Source organism: Enterobacter cloacae complex sp. SYL001 (genome assembly GCF_049237025.1).
Taxonomy (GTDB): Bacteria; Pseudomonadota; Gammaproteobacteria; order Enterobacterales; family Enterobacteriaceae; genus Enterobacter; species Enterobacter intestinihominis.
On the sequence record NZ_JBMKJI010000001.1, the window covers coordinates 610,442 to 631,146 of the forward strand.

At 55.0% G+C, this 20,705-nt stretch carries 16 protein-coding genes; 9 read left to right on the forward strand and 7 right to left on the reverse strand.

Annotated features, from left to right (window positions below):
* Nucleotides 1-77: 77 nt before the first annotated feature.
* On the reverse strand, nt 78-2,507 hold the full coding sequence (locus ACOTZP_RS02765) for a glucose/quinate/shikimate family membrane-bound PQQ-dependent dehydrogenase (protein ID WP_271074866.1): 2,430 nt from the start codon (nt 2,505-2,507) through the stop codon (nt 78-80).
* A 634-nt stretch (nt 2,508-3,141) separates the two neighbouring features.
* Between ACOTZP_RS02765 and ACOTZP_RS02770 the strand changes: the two genes are divergently transcribed.
* Complete coding sequence (locus ACOTZP_RS02770; RefSeq protein WP_023299982.1) at nt 3,142-3,342, forward strand: hypothetical protein; 201 nt, start codon at nt 3,142-3,144, stop codon at nt 3,340-3,342.
* Between the two features lie 47 nt (nt 3,343-3,389).
* Here ACOTZP_RS02770 and ACOTZP_RS02775 read toward each other — a convergent pair whose 3' ends face one another.
* The gene (locus tag ACOTZP_RS02775) at nt 3,390-4,256 is read right to left on the reverse strand and encodes an aldo/keto reductase family oxidoreductase (RefSeq protein WP_023299981.1); all 867 of its coding nucleotides are present in this window, start codon (nt 4,254-4,256) and stop codon (nt 3,390-3,392) included.
* A gap of 144 nt (nt 4,257-4,400) precedes the next feature.
* Between ACOTZP_RS02775 and tcp the strand changes: the two genes are divergently transcribed.
* A complete protein-coding gene (gene tcp / locus ACOTZP_RS02780) occupies nt 4,401-6,059 on the forward strand; it encodes a methyl-accepting chemotaxis citrate transducer (RefSeq protein ID WP_271074865.1) in 1,659 nt (552 codons plus the stop codon).
* 9 nt (nt 6,060-6,068) lie between these two features.
* On the opposite strand, the gene smrA is transcribed toward tcp, so the two are convergent.
* Both smrA and ACOTZP_RS02790 read right to left on the reverse strand, forming a co-directional pair.
* Nucleotides 6,069-6,632 (reverse strand): DNA endonuclease SmrA, encoded by a 564-nt coding sequence (smrA, locus tag ACOTZP_RS02785; RefSeq protein WP_421633607.1) that lies wholly within the window; start codon nt 6,630-6,632, stop codon nt 6,069-6,071.
* A gap of 350 nt (nt 6,633-6,982) precedes the next feature.
* Nucleotides 6,983-7,894 carry a LysR family transcriptional regulator gene (locus ACOTZP_RS02790; RefSeq protein ID WP_046620072.1) on the reverse strand — a complete coding sequence of 304 codons (912 nt, stop codon included), beginning with the start codon at nt 7,892-7,894 and terminating at the stop codon, nt 6,983-6,985.
* A 175-nt stretch (nt 7,895-8,069) separates the two neighbouring features.
* On the opposite strand from ACOTZP_RS02790, the gene ACOTZP_RS02795 reads away from it, so the two are divergent.
* From ACOTZP_RS02795 to uspE, 6 genes are all read left to right on the forward strand, one after another.
* Nucleotides 8,070-9,380: a M20 family metallo-hydrolase gene (locus ACOTZP_RS02795; RefSeq protein WP_332975782.1), complete on the forward strand. Its 1,311-nt coding sequence runs from the start codon at nt 8,070-8,072 to the stop codon at nt 9,378-9,380.
* On the forward strand, nt 9,380-10,825 hold the full coding sequence (locus ACOTZP_RS02800) for a M20 family metallopeptidase (protein WP_271074861.1): 1,446 nt from the start codon (nt 9,380-9,382) through the stop codon (nt 10,823-10,825). The genes ACOTZP_RS02795 and ACOTZP_RS02800 overlap by 1 nt, the downstream gene beginning before the upstream one ends.
* Before the next feature lie 42 nt (nt 10,826-10,867).
* Nucleotides 10,868-12,394, forward strand: a complete 1,527-nt coding sequence (abgT, locus tag ACOTZP_RS02805) for a p-aminobenzoyl-glutamate transporter (RefSeq protein ID WP_022647942.1) — start codon at nt 10,868-10,870, stop codon at nt 12,392-12,394.
* Between the two features lie 9 nt (nt 12,395-12,403).
* A complete protein-coding gene (ogt, locus tag ACOTZP_RS02810; RefSeq protein ID WP_023306088.1) occupies nt 12,404-12,919 on the forward strand; it encodes a methylated-DNA--[protein]-cysteine S-methyltransferase in 516 nt (171 codons plus the stop codon).
* Between the two features lie 183 nt (nt 12,920-13,102).
* Nucleotides 13,103-13,855, forward strand: a complete 753-nt coding sequence (fnr, locus tag ACOTZP_RS02815; protein WP_000611906.1) for a fumarate/nitrate reduction transcriptional regulator Fnr — start codon at nt 13,103-13,105, stop codon at nt 13,853-13,855.
* A gap of 137 nt (nt 13,856-13,992) precedes the next feature.
* A complete protein-coding gene (gene uspE, locus ACOTZP_RS02820) occupies nt 13,993-14,943 on the forward strand; it encodes a universal stress protein UspE (protein ID WP_003857535.1) in 951 nt (316 codons plus the stop codon).
* 37 nt (nt 14,944-14,980) lie between these two features.
* Here the strand turns inward: uspE and ACOTZP_RS02825 are convergent, their stop codons facing one another.
* The 3 genes from ACOTZP_RS02825 to pntA form a co-directional block, all read right to left on the reverse strand.
* A complete protein-coding gene (locus ACOTZP_RS02825; RefSeq protein ID WP_022647940.1) occupies nt 14,981-16,093 on the reverse strand; it encodes a mechanosensitive ion channel family protein in 1,113 nt (370 codons plus the stop codon).
* A gap of 107 nt (nt 16,094-16,200) precedes the next feature.
* The gene (gene pntB, locus ACOTZP_RS02830; RefSeq protein ID WP_022647939.1) at nt 16,201-17,589 is read right to left on the reverse strand and encodes a Re/Si-specific NAD(P)(+) transhydrogenase subunit beta; all 1,389 of its coding nucleotides are present in this window, start codon (nt 17,587-17,589) and stop codon (nt 16,201-16,203) included.
* Nucleotides 17,590-17,599: 10 nt separating this feature from the next.
* Complete coding sequence (pntA, locus tag ACOTZP_RS02835; RefSeq protein WP_017384575.1) at nt 17,600-19,129, reverse strand: Re/Si-specific NAD(P)(+) transhydrogenase subunit alpha; 1,530 nt, start codon at nt 19,127-19,129, stop codon at nt 17,600-17,602.
* A 535-nt stretch (nt 19,130-19,664) separates the two neighbouring features.
* Between pntA and ydgH the strand changes: the two genes are divergently transcribed.
* Nucleotides 19,665-20,609 carry a DUF1471 family protein YdgH gene (gene ydgH / locus ACOTZP_RS02840; protein ID WP_421633608.1) on the forward strand — a complete coding sequence of 315 codons (945 nt, stop codon included), beginning with the start codon at nt 19,665-19,667 and terminating at the stop codon, nt 20,607-20,609.
* Nucleotides 20,610-20,705: the final 96 nt, after the last annotated feature.

Sequence of the window (20,705 nt, forward strand, 5' to 3'; positions counted from 1 at the left end):
CCGCTTTCTTCATATCCGTGGTTTTTAGTCAAAAAAAAGCCCCGTACTTCGACGGGGCCAGGTTGCTTATTTCGCTGTTATTTATCCAGCGCGTAGGCAATCACGTAGTCACCACGATCCGGCGACTGGCGTGCACCGCCAGCAGAGATCAGAATGTACTGTTTGCCGGTTTTCGGTGATACATAGCTGATAGGTCCGCCCTGGCTACCCACCGGAAGACGCGCTTTCCACACTTCTTCCCCCGTAGAGGAATCAAAGGCGCGCAGGTAGTAATCCTGGGTTCCCGCAATGAAGACCAGACCGCCCTGCGTGGCCAGCGTACCGCCCAGCGTCGGCATACCGACAGGCATTGGCATACGCATTTTTACCCCAAACGGACCGGTATCCTGTACGGTACCGACCGGCACCTGCCAGACGATTTTCTGCGTTTTCAGGTCAATGGCGGAGAGAGAGCCAAACGGTGGTTTCTGGCACGGAATGCCCAGCGGTGACATGAAACGGTTTTTGTTGACCGAATACGGCGTTCCTTTCATCGGAACGGCGCCCATCCCGGCGTTCACGGCTTCACCGCCCGTGTTTGCCACCGCGCTCTGCGGATCTTGCTTAATCAGCTGAACCCACAGGCCCAGACGCATGTCATTGACGAAGATATACTGGTTGTTCGGATCGGTGGACAAACTGCCCCAGTTCATTCCCCCCAGCGAGCCCGGGAAGCTCAGGGAAATATCGGTTCCCGGCATCGTGTACAGACCGTCATAACGCATTGATTTGAAGCTGATACGACAGGCCAGCTGGTCAAACGGCGTCGCCCCCCACATATCCGATTCTTTCAGGGTTTCAGCGCCAATCTGCGGCATCCCCACAGAGCGAGGCTGCGTTGCCGGGTACTGTTCACGTGGAATATCCGCTGGTTTTACCGGAACCTCTTTCACTTCAGTGAGCGGTTTACCCGTCAGGCGATCGAGAACGTAAATTTGCCCCGCTTTAGTGCCCACCACCACCGCGGGCTTGTTGCCCTCTTTCGTTGGGAAATCAACCAGGCTCGGCTGCATCGGGATATCGAAATCCCAGAGGTCGTTATGCACGGTCTGGTATACCCACTTCTCTTTCCCGGTAGTCGCATCCAGAGCGAGAATTGAGGTGGCGTATTTGTGATCTTCCGGAATACGGTCAGCGCCCCACAGGTCGACAGAGGAACTTCCCATCGGGATAAACACGGTATTCATCGACGCATCCCAGGACATAGGGGCCCAGGAGTTTGCGGAGCTGCGTTTGTAGTCTTCGCCCGGCTTCAGAACATAGTTCGGATCCGGATTACGCGGATCGAACGCCCAGCGCAGCTGGCCGGTGATCACGTCATAACCACGTATTACGCCGCCCGGCATATCGGTGCTGACGTTATCCGCAACGCGGCCGCCAACCACGACCGTGGTACCCGCCAGCGTCGGGGCCGACGTCAGCACGTAGGTGGGATCTGACGCGTCGCCCATTCCTTCATGCAGGTTAACGCTGCCGTTAGTACCGAAGTCCGGGCAGAATTTGCCGTTATCGGCGTCTAACGCGATCAGCTTACCGTCAATGGTATTCATCAGGATACGGCGCTGGCATGCCGCGCCCGGTGCGACCTGCGCTGGCAGAACCGGTGTGGAGCCGGCTACCGTTGGCTGTGCCAGCGGTTTGGTGGCATCAAAGTACGCCAGGCCACGGCAGCGCATCCAGATGGCAGACTTAGCGTTGATTTCCGCTTTCCAGATCTCTTTCCCGCTATCGGCATCCACGGCGATCACGTTGTTATGCGGCGTACAGAGGAAGACACGATCGCCTACCTGTAGCGGCGTTTGCTGATCTTCTGCGCCATTGCCATCCGGACTTTGCGGAATATCACCGGTATGGTAGGTCCAGACCGGTTTCAGGTTTTTCACGTTGTCACGGGTTATCTGGTCCAGCGCCACAAAGCGACTACCGCCAGCCGTATTACCGTAGTGATCCCAGTTCTGCTGTTTCGCCTCTTCTTTTACCGGCACCAGCGGGCGCTTTTCGCCGCTAAACGGCACGGTCGGATGGGGTTGAAACATCTGAACAAAGGTGACGCCCATGCCGATAATAAGGACCGCGCAGACCGCCATCGCCCCTTTCGTAGAGGACGGTTTTCCTTCACGCTTACGCAATGCAGGCCAGGTGGCTGCTGCCAGCACCATCAGCCCGGCGGGTACCATTAATCGGGAAACCAGGGGCCAGAAGTCGAGTCCGGCATCGAAAAATGCCCAAATCAGGGTGCCAAGAAACACCAGAGCAAACAGCCCTACGGCAGAGGATTTGCGGCGGAAAAACTGAATTGCAGAGAGCAGCGTGAAAACCCCGGCAATGAGAAAGTACCAACTCCCCCCCAGGGAAACCAGTTTAAAACCGCCGATGGCAAAAAACAGCCCCGTCACAAGAAGTACCACACCCACCAGCAGGCACCACGGGCCTAACCAGCCCAATGGGCGGGGATTATTGTCTGACATAAAAATGAATCTCCTGATTACTTTATATAAAGCAGGGTTTTATTAACTGCCACGATGTTAAAACCCTGCACAACGCTAATTGTTCGTATGCGAAGCATAAATTAAAAAGAGACCGTAGACAAAATCTATTATGTCGGAAGAAATGAAAACCAGCGAAATTACATGGGTTTAACAGGGTTAAAATAGCGAATATCGCTAACTACGTCACCTATGCTGGAATATATGACCAGCCGGAAGTTGCTTAAAGGATTAATATCAGGATTCCCCCAAGGCCGGTCTTATAGCGTCAGATTTTTACAGCTGAGCCTTCAAACAGAAGATTTAATTAAGCAATAACCATGAATAAGCACAGGGATAAACCTGAGTTAAGTTTCAGGAAGAAATTATCAATAATTTTAGAGCGTCTGGTGCGTTGAACATTCCGTCATTATCAGCACTGAAAATGTGACTTTCCGCATCAAAGCGGACTCACAGAGTGACAATACAAACACTATTAAATCACTTAATGAAGTCTTGAATCACAGAAAATCCAAACAGTAATTCACTGCGCCTTCACTAGCCATTGACTTTACACCAAGACTAGCGCATATTTTACAGCACAAATTAACAAGACAATTTTTGGAGGACGTTTTCTATGCCAGCCCGTGATTATCCCGACAAGCGTGTTGCTCGCGGTGTAGCAAAGGAGGCCGATCTCAGGATGTTAAGTGCGCGCATCGATCCAGCGCTGATGGAGTACATCCGCATTACTGCGTATGAAACACGGAAAAGTAAGCAGGAAATCGTGGCGGAAGCGTTAGCACTTCACCGCCAAAGGAATCAGATTGTGTCATAAACACCAAAAGCCCGAAAAATCCCCCCGGGCTTTTGCTGCTGTCTGGGTTACTCTACCAGCGTATTTAACGTCTCCAGCGCCTCAGGCGGCAATACCAGATCGGCTGCCGCCAGGTTTTCACGCAGATGCGCCACCGAAGAAGTACCCGGGATCAAGAGGATATTTGGCGAGCGTTGCAGCAGCCATGCCAGCGCCACCTGCATAGGCGTCGCATCCAGTGAATCCGCCACCGCCTGTAGCCCGGAAGATTGCAGTGGCGTGAAACCACCCAGTGGGAAGAACGGCACCCAGGCAATCCCCTGCTGCGCCAGCGAATCTACCAGCGCATCGTCACCGCGATTCACCACGTTGTACATGTTCTGTACGCATACCACGGAAACCATCTTCTGCGCTTCAGCCACCTGCGAAGCAGTGACGTTGCTCAGCCCAATATGGCGAACCAGCCCCTGTTGTTGCAGCTCCGCGAGGGTGCTTAGCGGCGCGGCAATCGAGCCTTCCGCTGGTCCGTGGGCGCTAAACATGATCCGCAGGTTAACCACGTCCAGCACATCTCGCTTCAGGTTGCGCAGGTTGTCATGCACCGCCTGCGTCAGCTCCTGGGCGGAAAACGCCGGCAGCCAGGAGGCGTCCTCGCCGCGTCGGGCTCCGATCTTGGTCACAATCGTAAGGTCATCCCGGTACGGATGAAGCGCCTCGCAGATAAGCTGGTTGGTCACATGGGGGCCGTAAAAATCGCTGGTATCAATGTGATTTACCCCCGACTCTACCGCTTCACGCAACACCGCCAGCGCCGCATTTTTGTCTTTTGGCGGACCAAAAACGCCAGGTCCGGCAAGCTGCATCGCGCCATAGCCAAACCGTTTAACCGTACGCGTTCCGAGCGTGAATGTTCCGCATTTATCTATGCTGCTCATGCTGATCTTCCTCATAAAAATGATCCGGGTTTACAACAGGTTCCGCAACGAAACCATTAGTTAAGCAATAGTAAAATTAAAGTTTAAATTCGCTACGACGATAGTATTGATGTAACCCTGCCTCTTCTATTACGGATGACCGCCATGCTGAAAAATCTGCACGTGATTACCGGTATTATCTTTGCCCTCACCATATTCTGTCTGCTGCAAGTTGTCACGGGAGGGTTGTTCTACTCTGCCGTTAACAACGATCGTCACAACTTTCAGAACTCCGGGTTGCTCAATGCCCAGCAGGAGAGCCTGAGCGACAGTGTGAACACCCTGGTGAAAACGCGCGTTACCGTCACCCGCGTGGCGATCCGCTACCTGAAAAACCAGCGCGACCCGGCCTCTCTCGCGGCAATCAATACGCTGCTGGGCACCGCGAACGGTTCGCTGGCCAAAGCCGAAGACTATTACAAAAACTGGCAGGCGATTCCGCAGGTGAAGGGGCAAAATGCCGCGCTCACCGAAGAGATGCAGAAAGCCTGGAAGAACATGCACGAGGTAATGCGCTTGTCCATTGCGTACTTGCGCGCCGATAACTATCAGGCCTATGGCGACCTGGACGCCCAGCAGGCGCAGGATGAGATGGAGGCGGTCTATACCCGCTGGCGCGCGGAAAACAACGTGCTGCTGAAAGCCGCCGCCGAAGAGAACCAGAACAGCTTTACCCAGATGCAGTGGACGCTGGCGGCGATCTTCCTGACCGTTATCGCCGTGCTGGTGGTGATCTGGCAGGGTTTACAGCACCTGCTCCTGAGACCGCTCAACGCCATCATGAACCATATTCGCACCATCGCGAGCGGCGATTTGACGCAAAACGTCGCGATTACCGGGCGCAACGAAATGGGCCAGCTGGCCGCCGGTCTGCATGAGATGCAACAGTCGCTGGTCAGCACCGTCAGCGCCGTGCGCGGCAGCACAGATTCTATCTACACGGGCGCAGGAGAAATTGCCGCCGGGAGTAACGACCTTTCGGCCCGAACCGAGCAGCAGGCAGCCTCGCTGGAAGAGACCGCCGCCAGCATGGAAGAGCTGACGGCCACGGTGAAACAGAACTCGGATAACGCTCGTCAGGCGACGCTGCTGGCAAAGAATGCGTCTGAAACCGCCGCACGCGGCGGCCAGGTGGTGAATAATGTAGTGCGTACCATGAATGACATTGCCGACAGTTCTCAGCAAATTGCGTATATCACCGGCGTTATCGATAGCATTGCCTTCCAGACCAACATTCTGGCGCTCAACGCGGCGGTTGAAGCCGCCCGTGCCGGCGAACAAGGCCGCGGCTTTGCGGTGGTGGCAGGCGAAGTACGGACGCTGGCCAGCCGCAGCGCGCAGGCGGCAAAAGAGATCAAAGGGCTTATTGAAAACTCCGTCAGCCGGGTGAATACCGGCTCGGAACAGGTGAGCGAGGCGGGTGCGACCATGAAAGAGATCGTCGCGGCCGTGACACGCGTAACCGATATTATGGCTGAAATCTCGTCGGCGTCTGACGAGCAAAGCCGCGGTATTGAACAGGTCAGCCTGGCGGTCTCGCAGATGGACAGCGTAACGCAGCAAAACGCCGCGCTGGTACAGGAGTCGGCAACGGCGGCGGCGGCGCTGGAAGATCAGTCTGAACAGCTGCGCCAGGCCGTGGCGGCTTTCCGGCTGAACATGCAGGAAAACACCGCTCCGCGGCCAAAAAATACAAAAGCACCGCAACTGTTGCGTCCCGCCACGGTCAGTGCCTCAGGTGACACAAACTGGGAGACGTTCTAGGCCTTACTGTTAACGGCTGCGCTTGGCGTGACGTTCCCAGTTCTCCTGTTTCGCCTCATCGGATTTTCGGAGTGAAACATAACATGCCCCGTTGCCGCCGTGATGCGGCAGCGCCACGCAGAAAGCCTGCACGTCCTCGAACTCAGTTAACCAACGGGCAAGATAACTGCGCACCACGTTCGGGTGCAAATTCTGCTCGCGGCCCTTCCCGTGAATGATAATCAGGTTACGTGAACCGTCGCGGCTGGCCTGGCGAATGAAGGCGTACAGCATCTGGCGGCAGCGTTCGGCGGGCTGACGCAACAGATTTAAGCTGGCCTGTCGGGCGTATTTACCCGAGCGCAGCTTGTCAATAACGCCCTGCTGAACGCCCTCGCGCTGGAACATCAGCGGCTCTTCAAGCGGCAAGAGTTCCAGGAAACCCAGTGTGAGAAAGTTGTCGAGCTGCTCGGTATCGATCTCCTGGCGAACCCGGGTATTACGGCTTTGCTGCCAGTGGATATCGGTGCAGCGTTTCAGGGGCTGGACATCCTCCATGGCGTCAAGAAAAAGTGATTTGTCGTCAGGGTTCATGGAAATCCTCCGGGCACATCGGGGCTTGTACTATACCTGCACCGGGCAGGGGCCTCAATAACCCTTACCGCAAGGGGCAAGATAAATATTAATCTGATGAATATATATAGCTACCATTAAAGTTATTTAAATATTACTTAACTAAAACTACAGCAGAGTTAAAATAAGTGATTTGCGTTGAAATTTTGTAAAACCAATGACGTGCCGCCTTTCTTTTTTCAGGAAAGATGTTATACCTAAATATACCTGCCTCATGGATATAATACCCAGGATTTGCGAAAGGACGCACTGCTGTGTGTACTGTAGGGTCTGTCTGATGTCGGGCAGGCTCTATTTTTTCTTTGGCAATTTCACGATAAAACTATTTTTCTCGCTTCCCTTCTGAATTGTGTAATTAATGATTCAGCCAGGGGCGTCTGGCGTGCATCACGGCGCTGAATTAAATAATAGGCCGCTCTGGGAAGTGTTTCCACAACCGGCAGCATGACCAGCCGGTGCGCCAGCAGCGGGTCGCAGCCCAGCTCCTGCGGCAGCACGCTCAGGAAGTCACTTTGTGCGACAAGGCTTATACAGGACGAAAAGGTTTCGCAAACGACGCCAATACGCGGTATCTGCGAGCGATGATGAAATATATCCTCAAGCTGCTTATAATAACTTCCCCGCGGCGTTGGCATTGTCCAGTTATAATGAAGAAGTTCATTAATAGAGGTAGCCCCCAACGCCGGATGTCCTTCCCGACAAAATACCGCAAAAGGTTTCTCAAAGAGTTTTTCAAACGTAAACTCGTGATCGTAAGGCCCCTGATAATAGGTATTGATGGTAAAGTCCAGCTCACCCTGGCGTAATTCATTGATCATTGATACCAGCTGACCTTCCATAATCCGCACCTTGATCTGAGGATGCTGCGCATGAAAACGGGAGATAACGGCGGGCATCAGGCTGCGCGCCACGCTGGCACCCATCCCAATATTGATCTGCCCGGTCAGTTCCCCCTGACGCTGACGGATATCATCCTGCGCTGCGCGAAGCTCTTCCAGAATCAAATTAGCGCGGTGATAAAACCCTTCCCCGCACTCGGTCAGGGCGACACCTTTACTCCGGCGCACAAACAGTTGTGCCGCCATGCCCTCTTCCAGCTCTTTAATGGATTTAGTCAGCGCGGGCTGCGAAAGATTCAGCACCCGGCTGGCTCCGCGAATACTGCCCTGACGCGCCACTTCGACAAAAGCCCGAATTTGATGAAATTTAATCTGAAATGACATAACCCGACCGATAACCGTTGTTTATCAGAGTAAAGAAACTGTCATCTACTTTAATGGAATCGGATGTGCGAGGGTAATTCCTGAACGGTTAAAACTGTGAAAAATCGCTTAGTGATAAGTAAAAACTATCACAGCGTGAAGCAGTTCACATATTTTAATGATGACAGGAAAAGATATGAACGCACTGGCGCAGTACATCCACACATTAGCCCCCCAACTGAGCGCATGGCGTCGCGATTTTCACCATTTCGCGGAATCCGGCTGGGTGGAGTTTCGCACAGCCGCGAAAGTCTCGGAGATCCTGGACTCGCTGGGTTACGAGCTGGCGATGGGTCGCGATGTCGTGGATGCCGAAAGCCGGATGGGGTTGCCCGATGACGCAACCCTGGCGCGGGAATTTGCCCGCGCCCGCGCGCAAGGCGCACCGGAAAAATGGCTCGCGCCGTTCGAAGGCGGGTTCACCGGCATTGTCGCGACCCTGAATACCGGTCGCCCCGGCCCGACCCAGGCCTTTCGCGTGGACATGGATGCGCTTGATCTGAGCGAAGCGCATGACGACAGCCACCGGCCGTACCGCGACGGTTTTGCCTCCTGCAACCCGGGCATGATGCACGCCTGCGCGCACGACGGCCACACCACCATTGGTCTGGGGCTGGCGCAGGTGCTTAAGCAGTATGAAGCCCAGCTCAACGGCACCATCAAACTGATCTTCCAGCCTGCCGAAGAGGGTACGCGCGGCGCCCGCGCTATGGTCGCTGCAGGGGCGCTGGACGACGTGGACTACTTTACCGCCATTCATATTGGAACCGGCGTTCCGGAAGGGACGGTGATCTGCGGCAGCGATAACTTCATGGCGACCACCAAATTTGACGTGCGCTTTACCGGCGTTGCCGCACACGCTGGCGGTAAACCGGAAGAGGGCCGTAACGCCCTGCTCGCGGCGGCCCAGGCCGCTATCGCGCTGCATGGCATCGCGCCACACAGCGAAGGCGCGTCCCGGGTTAACGTCGGAGTCATGCAGGCGGGCAGCGGACGCAACGTGGTTCCGGCTGATGCGTTGCTTAAGGTTGAAACCCGCGGCGAAAGCGAGGCCATTAATCATTATGTCTTTGAGCGCGCGCAGGCGGTGATTACCGGCGCGGCGGCGCTCTACGGCGTAACAGCCGGGATAAACCTGATGGGGGCGGCGACCTCCAGTGCCCCCTCCCCGGCCTGGGTCGATTATCTGCGCGAACAGGCAAGCCAGGTGCCCGGCGTGACTCATGCCATTAATAAGGTCAAAGCGCCTGCGGGCTCCGAAGATGCCACGCTAATGATGGCCCGCGTGCAGCAGAACGGCGGCATGGCCTCGTATATGGTCTTCGGCACCGAACTGAGCGCCGGACATCACAACGAAAAATTCGATTTTGATGAGCAGGTGATGAACGTTGCTATCGAAACACTGGCGCGAACTGCGCTTAATTTCCCGTGGACGCGAGGTGTGTAATGCAGGAGAACTACGCTTTTATCGCTGATGCCATCGACACGCGATGTCAGACGTTTACCGATATTGCCGACGACATCTGGGATCATCCCGAAACGCGCTTTGAAGAGTTCTGGTCCGCCGAACGGCTCGCCAGCGCGCTGGAATCCGAGGGCTTTACCCTGATGCGGGAAGCCGGAGGCATTCCCAACGCCTTTATTGCCAGCTACGGCAGCGGCAAGCCCGTTATCGCCCTTCTGGGCGAATACGACGCCCTGGCCGGGTTGAGCCAGCAGGCGCACTGCGCGACGGCGCAATCCGCCACCCCGGGGGCTAACGGCCATGGCTGCGGGCATAACCTGTTGGGTACTGCTGCCTTTGCCGGTGCGGTGGCGGTGAAAAGCTGGCTGGAACAGCACGGCGGCAGCGGAACGGTACGATTTTACGGCTGCCCCGGCGAGGAAGGCGGCTCCGGTAAAACCTTTATGGTGCGTGAAGGATTATTTGACGACGTGGACGCTGCCGTGACCTGGCATCCGGAAGCCTTTGCCGGGATGTTTAACGTCAGCACGCTGGCCAATATTCAGGCCGCCTGGCGGTTTAAGGGGATCGCCGCCCACGCCGCAAACTCCCCACATCTGGGACGTAGCGCGCTGGATGCCGTGACGTTGATGACCACCGGCACAAACTTCCTCAACGAACACATCATTGAAAAAGCGCGCGTTCATTACGCCATCACCGATACCGGCGGAATTTCGCCTAACGTGGTGCAGGCTCAGGCAGAAGTGCTTTACCTGATCCGCGCTCCGGAGATGGCCGATGCGCAGCAGATCTACGCGCGCATCGAGAAAATCGCCCAGGGCGCGGCGATGATGACCGAAACCACTGTCGAGTGTCGCTTTGATAAAGCCTGCTCCAGCTATCTGCCGAACCGTACGCTCGAAGCGGCCATGTACCGCGCATTGCAGCATTACGGCACGCCGGACTGGACGGAAGAAGAACGCGAATTTGCCCGTGAAATCCGCGCCACGCTCACGGCAAACGACCTGCAAAACAGCCTGAAAAACATTGCCGCAACGGGAGCCGAAGAGGGAAAAGCCTTTGCCCGACGCCATCACGAAACGCTACTGGTGGATGAAGTTGCCCCTTACGCCATCACCGATAACGTGCTGGCAGGCTCCACCGACGTGGGGGATGTCAGCTGGAAGATGCCTGTCGCACAGTGCTTTAGCCCCTGTTTTACCGTCGGCACCCCGCTGCATACCTGGCAATTGGTGGCGCAGGGGCGTACCTCTATTGCCCATAAAGGCATGCTGCTGGCCGGAAAAGTGATGGGCGCGACCGCGCTGCATCTGCTTCAGGATGCCGACCTGCTGCGAAAATGTCGGGAAGAATTCGAACAACACATAACAGAAAAACCGTACGAGTGTCCGATCCCGCAGGACGTGACACCGTCACCTTTAAAATAAAAAAAATACAACACAACACAACAACAGTCCCGAGGAACGCCCATGAGTATGTCTTCCATACCTTCGCATTCCCCATCCGGTAAGCTCTATGGCTGGGTTGAAAGGATCGGCAATAAAGTGCCGCACCCTTTCCTGCTTTTTATCTATTTAATTGTCATCCTGATGGTCGCGACAGCCGTGCTGTCCGCCTTTGATGTGAGCGTGCGCAGCCCGGCCGACGGCAGCATGGTGGCCGTAAAAAATCTGCTCAGCGTGGAGGGGTTGCACTGGTTTTTGCCGAACGTGATTAAAAACTTCAGCGGTTTTGCGCCGCTGGGCGCCATCCTGGCGCTGGTGTTAGGCGCGGGTCTGGCCGAACGCGTCGGTCTGCTGCCCGCGCTGATGGTGAAAATGGCCTCGCACGTCAGCGCGCGTTATGCCAGCTATATGGTGCTGTTTATTGCCTTCTTCAGCCATATCTCGTCCGACGCGGCGCTGGTGATCATGCCGCCGATGGGGGCGCTGATTTTCCTCGCCGTTGGCCGTCATCCTGTTGCGGGCCTGCTGTCGGCGATCGCGGGCGTCGGCTGTGGGTTTACCGCTAACCTGCTTATTGTGACCACCGATGTGCTGCTCTCCGGCATCAGCACGGAGGCAGCAAGCACCATCGATGCGGCCATGCACGTCAGCGTGATCGACAACTGGTACTTTATGGCCAGTTCGGTGATTGTCCTGACGATTGTCGGGGGGTTGATTACCGATAAGATCGTTGAGCCGCGCCTGGGTAAATGGGAAGGCCGGAGCGATGAAAAGCTGGAGACGCTGAGCAAAGAGCAGCAGTTCGGCCTGCGCGTCGCCGGGATCGTCTCGCTGGCGTTCATTGCGGCTGTGGCGCTGATGGTGGTGCCGGAGAATGGCGTGTTGCGCGATCCAATCAAACACACCGTACTTCCCTCGCCGTTTATTCAGGGTATTGTGCCGCTGATAATTCTCTTCTTCTTCGTCGTTTCGCTCGCCTACGGCATCGCTACCGGTAAAATCCGCCGTCAGGGAGATCTGCCGCACCTGATGATCGAGCCGATGAAGGAGATGGCGGGTTTTATCGTGATGGTGTTCCCGCTGGCGCAGTTTGTGGCCATGTTTAACTGGAGCAACATGGGCAAGTTTATGGCCGTGAGCCTGACGGACGCGCTGGAGGCGGCGGGGTTGAGCGGGGTTCCGGCGTTTGTCGGCCTGGCGCTGCTGTCGTCCCTGCTGTGCATGTTTATTGCCAGCGGGTCGGCCATCTGGTCGATTCTGGCCCCCATCTTTGTCCCCATGTTTATGATGCTCGGCTTTCATCCGGCGTTCGCCCAGATCCTGTTCCGTGTCGCCGATTCTTCGGTGATCCCGCTGGCGCCCGTGTCACCCTTCGTTCCGCTGTTTTTAGGCTTCCTGCAACGCTACAGACCGGAGGCTAAGCTGGGTACCTACTATTCGCTGGTCTTGCCCTATCCGCTTATCTTCTTAGGGGTATGGCTGGTGATGCTGGTGGCGTGGTATCTTGTCGGCCTGCCGATTGGACCGGGTATTTACCCGAGGCTGAACTAAGGAATACTGATGCTGAGATTACTCGAAGACAAGATTGCGACACCGCTGGGGCCGCTGTGGGTTATCGCGGATGAAGCGTTCAATCTTCGCGCTGTTGAGTGGGAAGAGCACAGCGACCGGATGGTTGAGCTGCTCAACATTCATTATCGCGCCGAGGGTTACGAGCGTATTACAGCCCGTAATCCTGGCGGGCTGAGCGATAAACTGGCGGCCTACTTCGAGGGCGATCTCAGCATTATTAATACCCTGCCAACCGCCACGGCGGGTACCCCTTTTCAGCGCGAGGTGTGGCAGGCGCTACGTAACATTCCCTGCGGGCAGGTGATGCACTACGGTCAGCTGGCAGAGCAGCTTGGCCGTACCGGCGCGGCGCGCGCAGTCGGTGCGGCGAATGGCTCAAATCCCGTCAGCATTGTGGTGCCTTGCCATCGCGTGATCGGGCGCAACGGCACCCTCACCGGCTATGCCGGGGGCGTACAGCGTAAAGAGTGGCTGCTGCGTCACGAAGGGTATTTTCTGCTGTAATTCCCAGGCTTTTTGTGCTTAATTTTCTTCCTGTTAGGCTAATAATCCTTAATCATTCTGTGGAATTTCAAGGAGATGGCAACTCGCTGCCGTCTCTTGTCTTTATTGGGGGTTTGCCAGACTTACGTCCTTACCAAAAAGATGTTAAAATTGACCAATATCAATTAAGGCTTGAGCAAACCTATGATCCCGGAAAAGCGAATTATACGACGCATTCAGTCTGGCGGTTGTGCTATCCATTGCCAGGATTGCAGCATCAGCCAGCTCTGTATCCCGTTTACTCTGAATGAGCATGAACTCGATCAGCTTGACAATATCATCGAGCGCAAAAAGCCTATTCAGAAAGGGCAGACGCTGTTTAAAGCGGGAGACGAACTGAAATCGCTCTATGCTATCCGTTCTGGCACCATCAAAAGCTACACCATTACCGAACAGGGCGACGAGCAGATCACTGGCTTCCATCTGGCGGGCGATTTAGTCGGCTTTGACGCCATCGGCAGTGGCCATCACCCGAGCTTTGCTCAGGCGCTGGAAACCTCTATGGTTTGTGAAATCCCGTTTGAAACGCTGGACGATCTGTCCGGTAAGATGCCGAACCTGCGTCAGCAGATGATGCGTCTGATGAGCGGTGAGATCAAAGGCGATCAGGATATGATCCTGCTGCTTTCCAAAAAGAATGCCGAAGAGCGTCTGGCCGCCTTTATCTATAACCTCTCCCGCCGTTTCGCGGAACGTGGCTTCTCCCCACGCGAATTCCGTCTGACCATGACGCGTGGCGATATTGGTAACTATCTGGGCCTGACCGTGGAAACCATCAGCCGTCTGCTGGGTCGTTTCCAGAAGAGCGGAATGCTGGCGGTTAAAGGTAAGTACATCACCATTGAAAACGGTGAAGCCCTGGCCATTCTGGCGGGTCACTCACGTAACGTGGCATAACTCTCCCGGATATCTTATGCCAGGTCGATAAATTTTCATGATTATTGATCTGGCAAAAACTTCCCCCCTGTTTCATTCAAGATATATAGGTTACTCTTTTACTTACAGACTGTGGTGACAGTAGTAAGGAGACCTGTATGGCAAAGTATCAAAATATGCTGGTGGCTATCGATCCGAATCAGGACGATCAGCCAGCATTACGACGTGCTGTGTATTTACATCAACGGATTGGTGGCAAAATTAAAGCCTTTTTGCCGATTTATGACTTCTCATACGAGATGACCACCCTTCTGTCGCCTGACGAGCGCACCGCTATGCGTCAGGGAGTGATCAGCCAGCGTACCGCGTGGATCCGCGAGCAGGCGAAGTATTATCTGGAAGCGGGCGTACCTATCGATATCAAGGTGGTCTGGCACAACCGCCCTTTCGAAGCCATTATTCAGGAAGTGGTGGCCGGTGGGCATGACCTGCTGCTGAAAATGGCGCACCAGCATGACAAACTGGAATCCGTGATTTTCACCCCGACCGACTGGCACCTGCTGCGCAAATGCCCTTGTCCGGTATGGATGGTGAAAGATCAGCCGTGGCCTGAGGGCGGGAAAGCCGTCGTGGCGGTCAATCTGGCCAGCGAAGAGGATTATCACAATTCGCTGAACGAGAAGCTGGTGAAGGAGACCCTTCAGCTTGCCGACCAGGTAAACCATACCGAAGTCCATCTGGTGGGAGCCTATCCGGTTACGCCAATCAATATCGCCATCGAGCTGCCTGAATTTGACCCGAGCGTGTATAACGACGCGATTCGCGGTCAGCATCTGCTGGCCATGAAAGCGCTGCGCCAGAAATTCAGTATCGATGAGAACATGACCCACGTAGAAAAAGGGTTACCGGAAGAGGTTATTCCTGATCTGGCGGAGCATTTGCAGGCCGGGATTGTGGTGCTGGGCACCATTGGCCGGACCGGTATTTCTGCCGCGTTCCTGGGTAATACCGCCGAGCAGGTGATCGACCATCTTCGCTGCGACCTTCTGGTTATCAAACCGGATCAGTATCAGACGCCGGTTGAACTGGACGATGAGGAAGACGATTGACCCCAAAATGAAAGCCCGCCGGTAACGGCGGGCTTTTTTATTGCGCTTCGCTCAACCGTTGCGCCGGTGCCTCGTCGCCAGCATTCATCCAGGGCGCGTGCAGAACCATGCTCGGCAGCGCCAGCTTGATCTCCTGCTGGTTCAGCCCCTCCAGAATACGAATATTGATCTCCTGCTGAATATCCATGTACTTGTTGTAATCCGCCGTATTAACGATATGGACCACCTCGAAGGTCAGGCGATCGCGATCGAAGCCCAGGAAATGGGCGCGGTCAAACTTCGTTTCCCCGACGTCGGTAATGATCTGTTTGACCATATCACCCACTGAACGCAGTTTTTCCGGCGCCGTGTCGCTGGCGACCCCGAAGGTAAAGACGATCCGGCGCGTTTGCATCCGCTTGTAGTTATGCAGCGTCTGTTGCAGCAGGATGGCGTTCCCGCAGACAATCTGCTCCCCGCTCAGGCTACGGATACGAGTGGTTTTCAGGCCGATGTGCTCTACCGTCCCGGCGACATCGTTAAACACCACAAAATCGCCGATTTCGAACGGCTTATCAAAACCGATGGAGAGCGATGCAAACACGTCACTCAGGATCGTTTGCACCGCGAGGGCGATAGCAATACCCCCCACCCCAAGGCTGGCAACCAGAGCAGTGATGTTGACGCCCGCGTTAGCAAGGATAGACAGCAGCATCACTGACCAGACAATGGCACGGAGGATAAGCCCCGTGATCACCAGCGTCACCGGGTTTTTATGGCTTCCCGGCGCCAGCATGACGTGACGAAGCCACGACACCACCCCCTGATCCATCCACAGCGCCACCTGGATAGCGAAGACCAGGAACCAGGCGTGGCTCACGGTACCAAAGAGATGATCCGGTAAGTCGACGAAACGCAGGCTGAACAGCAGCGCCACGACAAAAAGCAGGAAGCGGCTGGTGCGGTTAAGCATATCCGTCAGGATAAAACGCATCCGGTTGGTGGTGGGATGCTTGTCGCCCCAGGTGGTGATCCCTTTCTTAACAAAGGCGATCAGGCGCGTCAGCAGCCAGTACACCAGCAGAGTTACAAAGACTACCGTGGCGACGCCAATCCAGAATGATGGCGTCATCATCAGCGCGATGATGTCAAAGCGGGACAGAAATTGCATTACACCTCCTCGTATTACACAAAGGGTAAAGTATAGACAGAGGAGAATGGCTGACCGCAGAAATAAGAAAACCGCCCCCAGGGGCGGTTTGTCAGGATGAAGCGGAATTAAAGAGATTTCAGAATCGCATCCACGCTGGCCTTGGCGTCGCCAAACAGCATGTGGGTGTTATCTTTAAAGAACAGCGGGTTCTGCACGCCAGCATAGCCGGTGTTCATAGAGCGTTTGAAGACAATGACGTTCTGCGCCTTCCACACTTCGAGAACAGGCATACCCGCAATCGGGCTGCGCGGATCGTCCTGCGCCGCCGGGTTAACGGTGTCGTTGGCGCCAATCACCAGCACGGTGTCGGTGTCGGCGAAATCATCGTTGATCTCGTCCATTTCCAGCACGATGTCGTAAGGCACCTTCGCTTCCGCCAGCAGCACGTTCATGTGGCCTGGCAGACGCCCCGCCACCGGGTGAATACCAAAGCGAACCTTGATACCGCGCGCGCGCAGTTTCTCGGTGATTTCCGCCACCGGATACTGCGCCTGCGCCACCGCCATGCCATAGCCCGGGGTGATGATAACGGAATGCGAGTTTTTCAGCATCTCTGCGGTGTCTTCCGCACTGATTTCACGGTGTTCACCCACTTCCTCATCAGAACCGGTTGATGAACCGTCAGAACCGAAGCCACCCGCGATGACGCTGATAAACGAGCGGTTCATCGCCTTACACATGATGTAAGACAGGATCGCACCGGAAGAACCGACCAGCGCACCGGTGACAATCAGCAGGTCGTTGCTCAGCATGAAGCCTGCTGCCGCCGCTGCCCAACCGGAATAGGAGTTCAGCATGGAGACGACTACCGGCATATCTGCCCCGCCGATAGACGCCACCAGATGCCAGCCGAAGGCCAGCGCGATAATGGTCATCACCAGTAACGCCAGCACCTGCAAGCCTACGCTTTCGGTACGCACGAAGACCACCAGCAGCACAAAGGAAACGACCAGCGCCGCCAGATTCAGCTTGTGGCGGTTAGGCAGCATCAGCGGTTTGGAAGAGATCTTCCCGCGCAGTTTGCCGAACGCCACGATTGAGCCGGTGAAGGTCACCGCGCCAATGAAGATGCCGAGGAACACTTCGGTCAGGTGGATGTTCACCAGAATCGGTTCCAGACCCGGTTCGTGGTACAGATAGCTGTTGAAGCCCACCAGCACCGCGGCCAGACCCACGAAGCTGTGCAGAATAGCAACCAGCTCCGGCATCTCGGTCATTTCAACGCGTTTCGCCAGACGAATACCAATCGCACCACCGATGATCATCGCCACCAGGATCCACGCCACGTTGCCGGTGTCCGGCCCAAAGATGGTGGCAATCAGCGCAATCGCCATCCCGGCGATACCAAAGTTATTTCCCTGCTGAGACGTTTCGTGTTTGGAAAGCCCCGCCAGACTGAAAATAAACAGGATTGCAGCAACAATGTATGCGGCTGTAACTAATCCTCCAGACATATGCTACCCCTTAGCCTTTACGAAACATTTTCAGCATGCGCTGAGTCACGGTGAAACCACCGAAAATATTGATACTGGCGATCAGCACTGCAATGAAGCTCAGGAAGCTGATCCAGCCGCCATGACCAATTTGCAGCAATGCCCCAACCACGATAATCCCGGAGATGGCATTGGTAACCGACATCAGCGGGGTATGCAGCGCATGGGAAACGTTCCACACGACGTAGTAACCCACCACGCAGGAGAGCGCGAAGACGGTGAAGTGGCCAAGGAACTCTTTTGGCGCGACGTCCGCCAGCCAGCCAAACAGGATAATGACCAGCGCCATGATGGCGTATTTGCGCCACGGCGACGCAGGTTTCGCTGGTTCTGCAGGCTCAGGCGCCGCTTTCGGCGCAGCCTGAGGCTGAGCGGAAACCTGTATCGGCGGTGCAGGCCAGGTGATTTCCCCTTCACGCACCACGGTCACGCCGCGCACCACCACATCATCAAAATCAACGGTGATGTTGCCGTCTTTCTCTTTGCAGAGCAGCTTCAGCAGATTAACGAGGTTCGTGCCGTACAGCTGAGAGGACTGGGTTGGCAGACGTCCTGGCAGGTCGGTATAACCGATCACCTTCACGCCGTTCGCGGTCGTCGTGACCTGATTTGGCACGGTATACTCACAGTTACCGCCGTTTTGCGCCGCCAGATCGACAATCACGCTGCCCGGCTGCATGGAATCCACCATCTCACGGGTGATCAGCTTCGGTGCCGGTTTACCCGGAATAAGCGCGGTGGTGACAATGATGTCCACCTCTTTTGCCTGCGCCGCAAAGAGCGCCATTTCCGCCTTAATAAAGGCTTCAGACATGACCTTCGCGTAACCATCACCGCTGCCCGCTTCTTCCTTGAAGTCCAGCTCAAGGAATTCGGCGCCCATACTCTGCACCTGCTCCTTCACTTCCGGCCGGGTATCAAACGCACGAACAATAGCGCCCAGGCTGTTTGCGGCCCCAATGGCGGCAAGACCTGCCACACCGGCACCAATTACCATCACCTTCGCGGGTGGTACTTTGCCTGCGGCCGTAATTTGACCGGTAAAGAAGCGACCAAACTCATGCGCAGCTTCGACAATGGCGCGATAGCCGGCAATGTTTGCCATAGAACTCAGCGCATCCAGAGACTGCGCGCGCGAAATACGCGGCACGGAATCCATCGCCATCACGGTGACACCGCGTGCCGCCAGCTTCTCCATCAGCTCCGGGTTTTGGGCTGGCCAGACAAAGCTCACAAGCGTCGTGCCCGCGTTCAGCAGTTCAATTTCACTCTCTTCCGGTGCGTTTACCTTCAGAATAATGGGTGATTGCCAGACCTCAGCACCGTCCACTACGTCCGCGCCAGCCTGAGTAAAGGCCTCGTCATCGAAACTCGCCAGTTTGCCCGCGCCGCTTTCAATCGCGACGGTAAAACCCAGTTTAAGCAGTTGCTCCACCGTTTTTGGTGTTGCCGCTACGCGGGTTTCATTGGCTAACCGTTCTTTTGGTACCCCAATACGCATAGTTTTCCCTTCCATCGGTTTGTGATGATGGTTTGTCGATAATTGCCCGCGGTTCGTATCAATTTTCACCATCGCGATAACGACGGAGAATGATTAACCCCGGAAAATAAAACAGTAACAAACTTTCTATAACCTACTGAAAATAGCGCCCGTGATCTACCGCCAGAAAACACTATTTCTTATTTTATCTGTGAAAAATAAGCGATCGGGGTCACTGACAGAGATATTTACCTCAAATTCGCCTTCAGGACCGATAAATCGCGCAAGCGAAGCGGTAAAAACATGATATAGCGCCATAAAAGAACAACTCATTAACATTAAATTAACTTGTAAAAGTCATATGCTTAATCAGTTTTTCTTGTGAAACGCCTGTTTTTTCCACATATCACAAAATGTTATCGAATCAGGTCCTTTGCTGAGCACAGGCTGTGAAAAATGCCGCAGACAGCGACGGGTGTTAAATGCCATAATCGGGACCGTCTCAAATTAACAACAACACCAGTACATGGTTTGCGCAAGGCGAAGGATTATTTTTATGAAGCTTAAGAACACACTCCTGGCGTCCGCACTTCTTTCCGCGACCGCCCTGTCAGCGAATGCTGCGACAGAGTTGACGCCGGAGCAAGCGGCAGCGTTAAAACCTTTTGACCATACGGTCATTGTGGGTCGGTATAATTCCATTGGCGATGCCGTCGCCGCCGCATCAAAAGCCGCCGATAAAAACGGCGCTGCCTCGTTTTACGTCGTTGACCAGTCCGATCAGGGCAACAGCGGTAACCAGCGCGTGACTGTTGCGCTGTACAAAGAGAATGCCCCAAAGGCAGATGAACAGAAAAACCGCGTGATTAACGGCATTGTTGAACTGCCGAAAGATCAGGCTGTTCAGCTGGAACCGTATGACACCGTGACCGTTCAGGGCTTCTACCGCAGCCAGCCTGAAGTTAACGATGCCATCAGCAAAGCCGCGAGAGAAAAAGGCGCTTACGCGTTTTATATCGTGCGTCAGGTTGATGCCAACCAGGGCGGAAACCAGCGCATTACCGCCTTCATCTATAAGCAAGATGCGAAAAAACGCGTAGTGCAAAGCCCGGATGCGATTCCAGCGGATTCAGAAGCCGGTCGTGCTGCGTTAGCAAAAGGCGGTGAAGAAGCGAAGAAAGTTGAAATTCCGGGCGTAGCAACGTCTGCGGCACCAAGCGCAGAAGTGGGTCGTTTCTTTGAAACCCAATCCACCAAAGGCGGTCGTTATACCGTTACGTTACCAGACGGCACGAAAATTGAAGAGCTGAACAAAGCCACTGCCGCGCAGATGGTGCCGTTCGACAGCATCAAGTTTACGGGCAACTATGGCAACATGACAGAAATCTCCTATCAGGTGGCGAAGCGTGCTGCGAAGAAAGGCGCGAAGTATTACCACATCACCCGCCAGTGGCAGGAACGTGGCAACAACCTGACCATCAGTGCCGATCTGTACAAGTAACAAAACGGTTTCATAAAGGCGGCGCAGTGCCGCCTTTTTTGTTACTTTTTTCCTGATTTCTGCCCCATGTCATTGCATGCATCCGTCACACTCCGT

Bases quoted from the DNA above. Each gene is read 5' to 3' on its own strand.
- ACOTZP_RS02765 (WP_271074866.1), bottom strand. From the start codon at position 2,507: ATGTCAGACAATAATCCCCGCCCATTGGGCTGGTTAGGCCCGTGGTGC.
- ACOTZP_RS02770 (WP_023299982.1), top strand. From the start codon at position 3,142: ATGCCAGCCCGTGATTATCCCGACAAGCGTGTTGCTCGCGGTGTAGCA.
- ACOTZP_RS02775 (WP_023299981.1), bottom strand. From the start codon at position 4,256: ATGAGCAGCATAGATAAATGCGGAACATTCACGCTCGGAACGCGTACG.
- tcp (WP_271074865.1), top strand. From the start codon at position 4,401: ATGCTGAAAAATCTGCACGTGATTACCGGTATTATCTTTGCCCTCACC.
- smrA (WP_421633607.1), bottom strand. From the start codon at position 6,632: ATGAACCCTGACGACAAATCACTTTTTCTTGACGCCATGGAGGATGTC.
- ACOTZP_RS02790 (WP_046620072.1), bottom strand. From the start codon at position 7,894: ATGTCATTTCAGATTAAATTTCATCAAATTCGGGCTTTTGTCGAAGTG.
- ACOTZP_RS02795 (WP_332975782.1), top strand. From the start codon at position 8,070: ATGAACGCACTGGCGCAGTACATCCACACATTAGCCCCCCAACTGAGC.
- ACOTZP_RS02800 (WP_271074861.1), top strand. From the start codon at position 9,380: ATGCAGGAGAACTACGCTTTTATCGCTGATGCCATCGACACGCGATGT.
- abgT (WP_022647942.1), top strand. From the start codon at position 10,868: ATGAGTATGTCTTCCATACCTTCGCATTCCCCATCCGGTAAGCTCTAT.
- ogt (WP_023306088.1), top strand. From the start codon at position 12,404: ATGCTGAGATTACTCGAAGACAAGATTGCGACACCGCTGGGGCCGCTG.
- fnr (WP_000611906.1), top strand. From the start codon at position 13,103: ATGATCCCGGAAAAGCGAATTATACGACGCATTCAGTCTGGCGGTTGT.
- uspE (WP_003857535.1), top strand. From the start codon at position 13,993: ATGGCAAAGTATCAAAATATGCTGGTGGCTATCGATCCGAATCAGGAC.
- ACOTZP_RS02825 (WP_022647940.1), bottom strand. From the start codon at position 16,093: ATGCAATTTCTGTCCCGCTTTGACATCATCGCGCTGATGATGACGCCA.
- pntB (WP_022647939.1), bottom strand. From the start codon at position 17,589: ATGTCTGGAGGATTAGTTACAGCCGCATACATTGTTGCTGCAATCCTG.
- pntA (WP_017384575.1), bottom strand. From the start codon at position 19,129: ATGCGTATTGGGGTACCAAAAGAACGGTTAGCCAATGAAACCCGCGTA.
- ydgH (WP_421633608.1), top strand. From the start codon at position 19,665: ATGAAGCTTAAGAACACACTCCTGGCGTCCGCACTTCTTTCCGCGACC.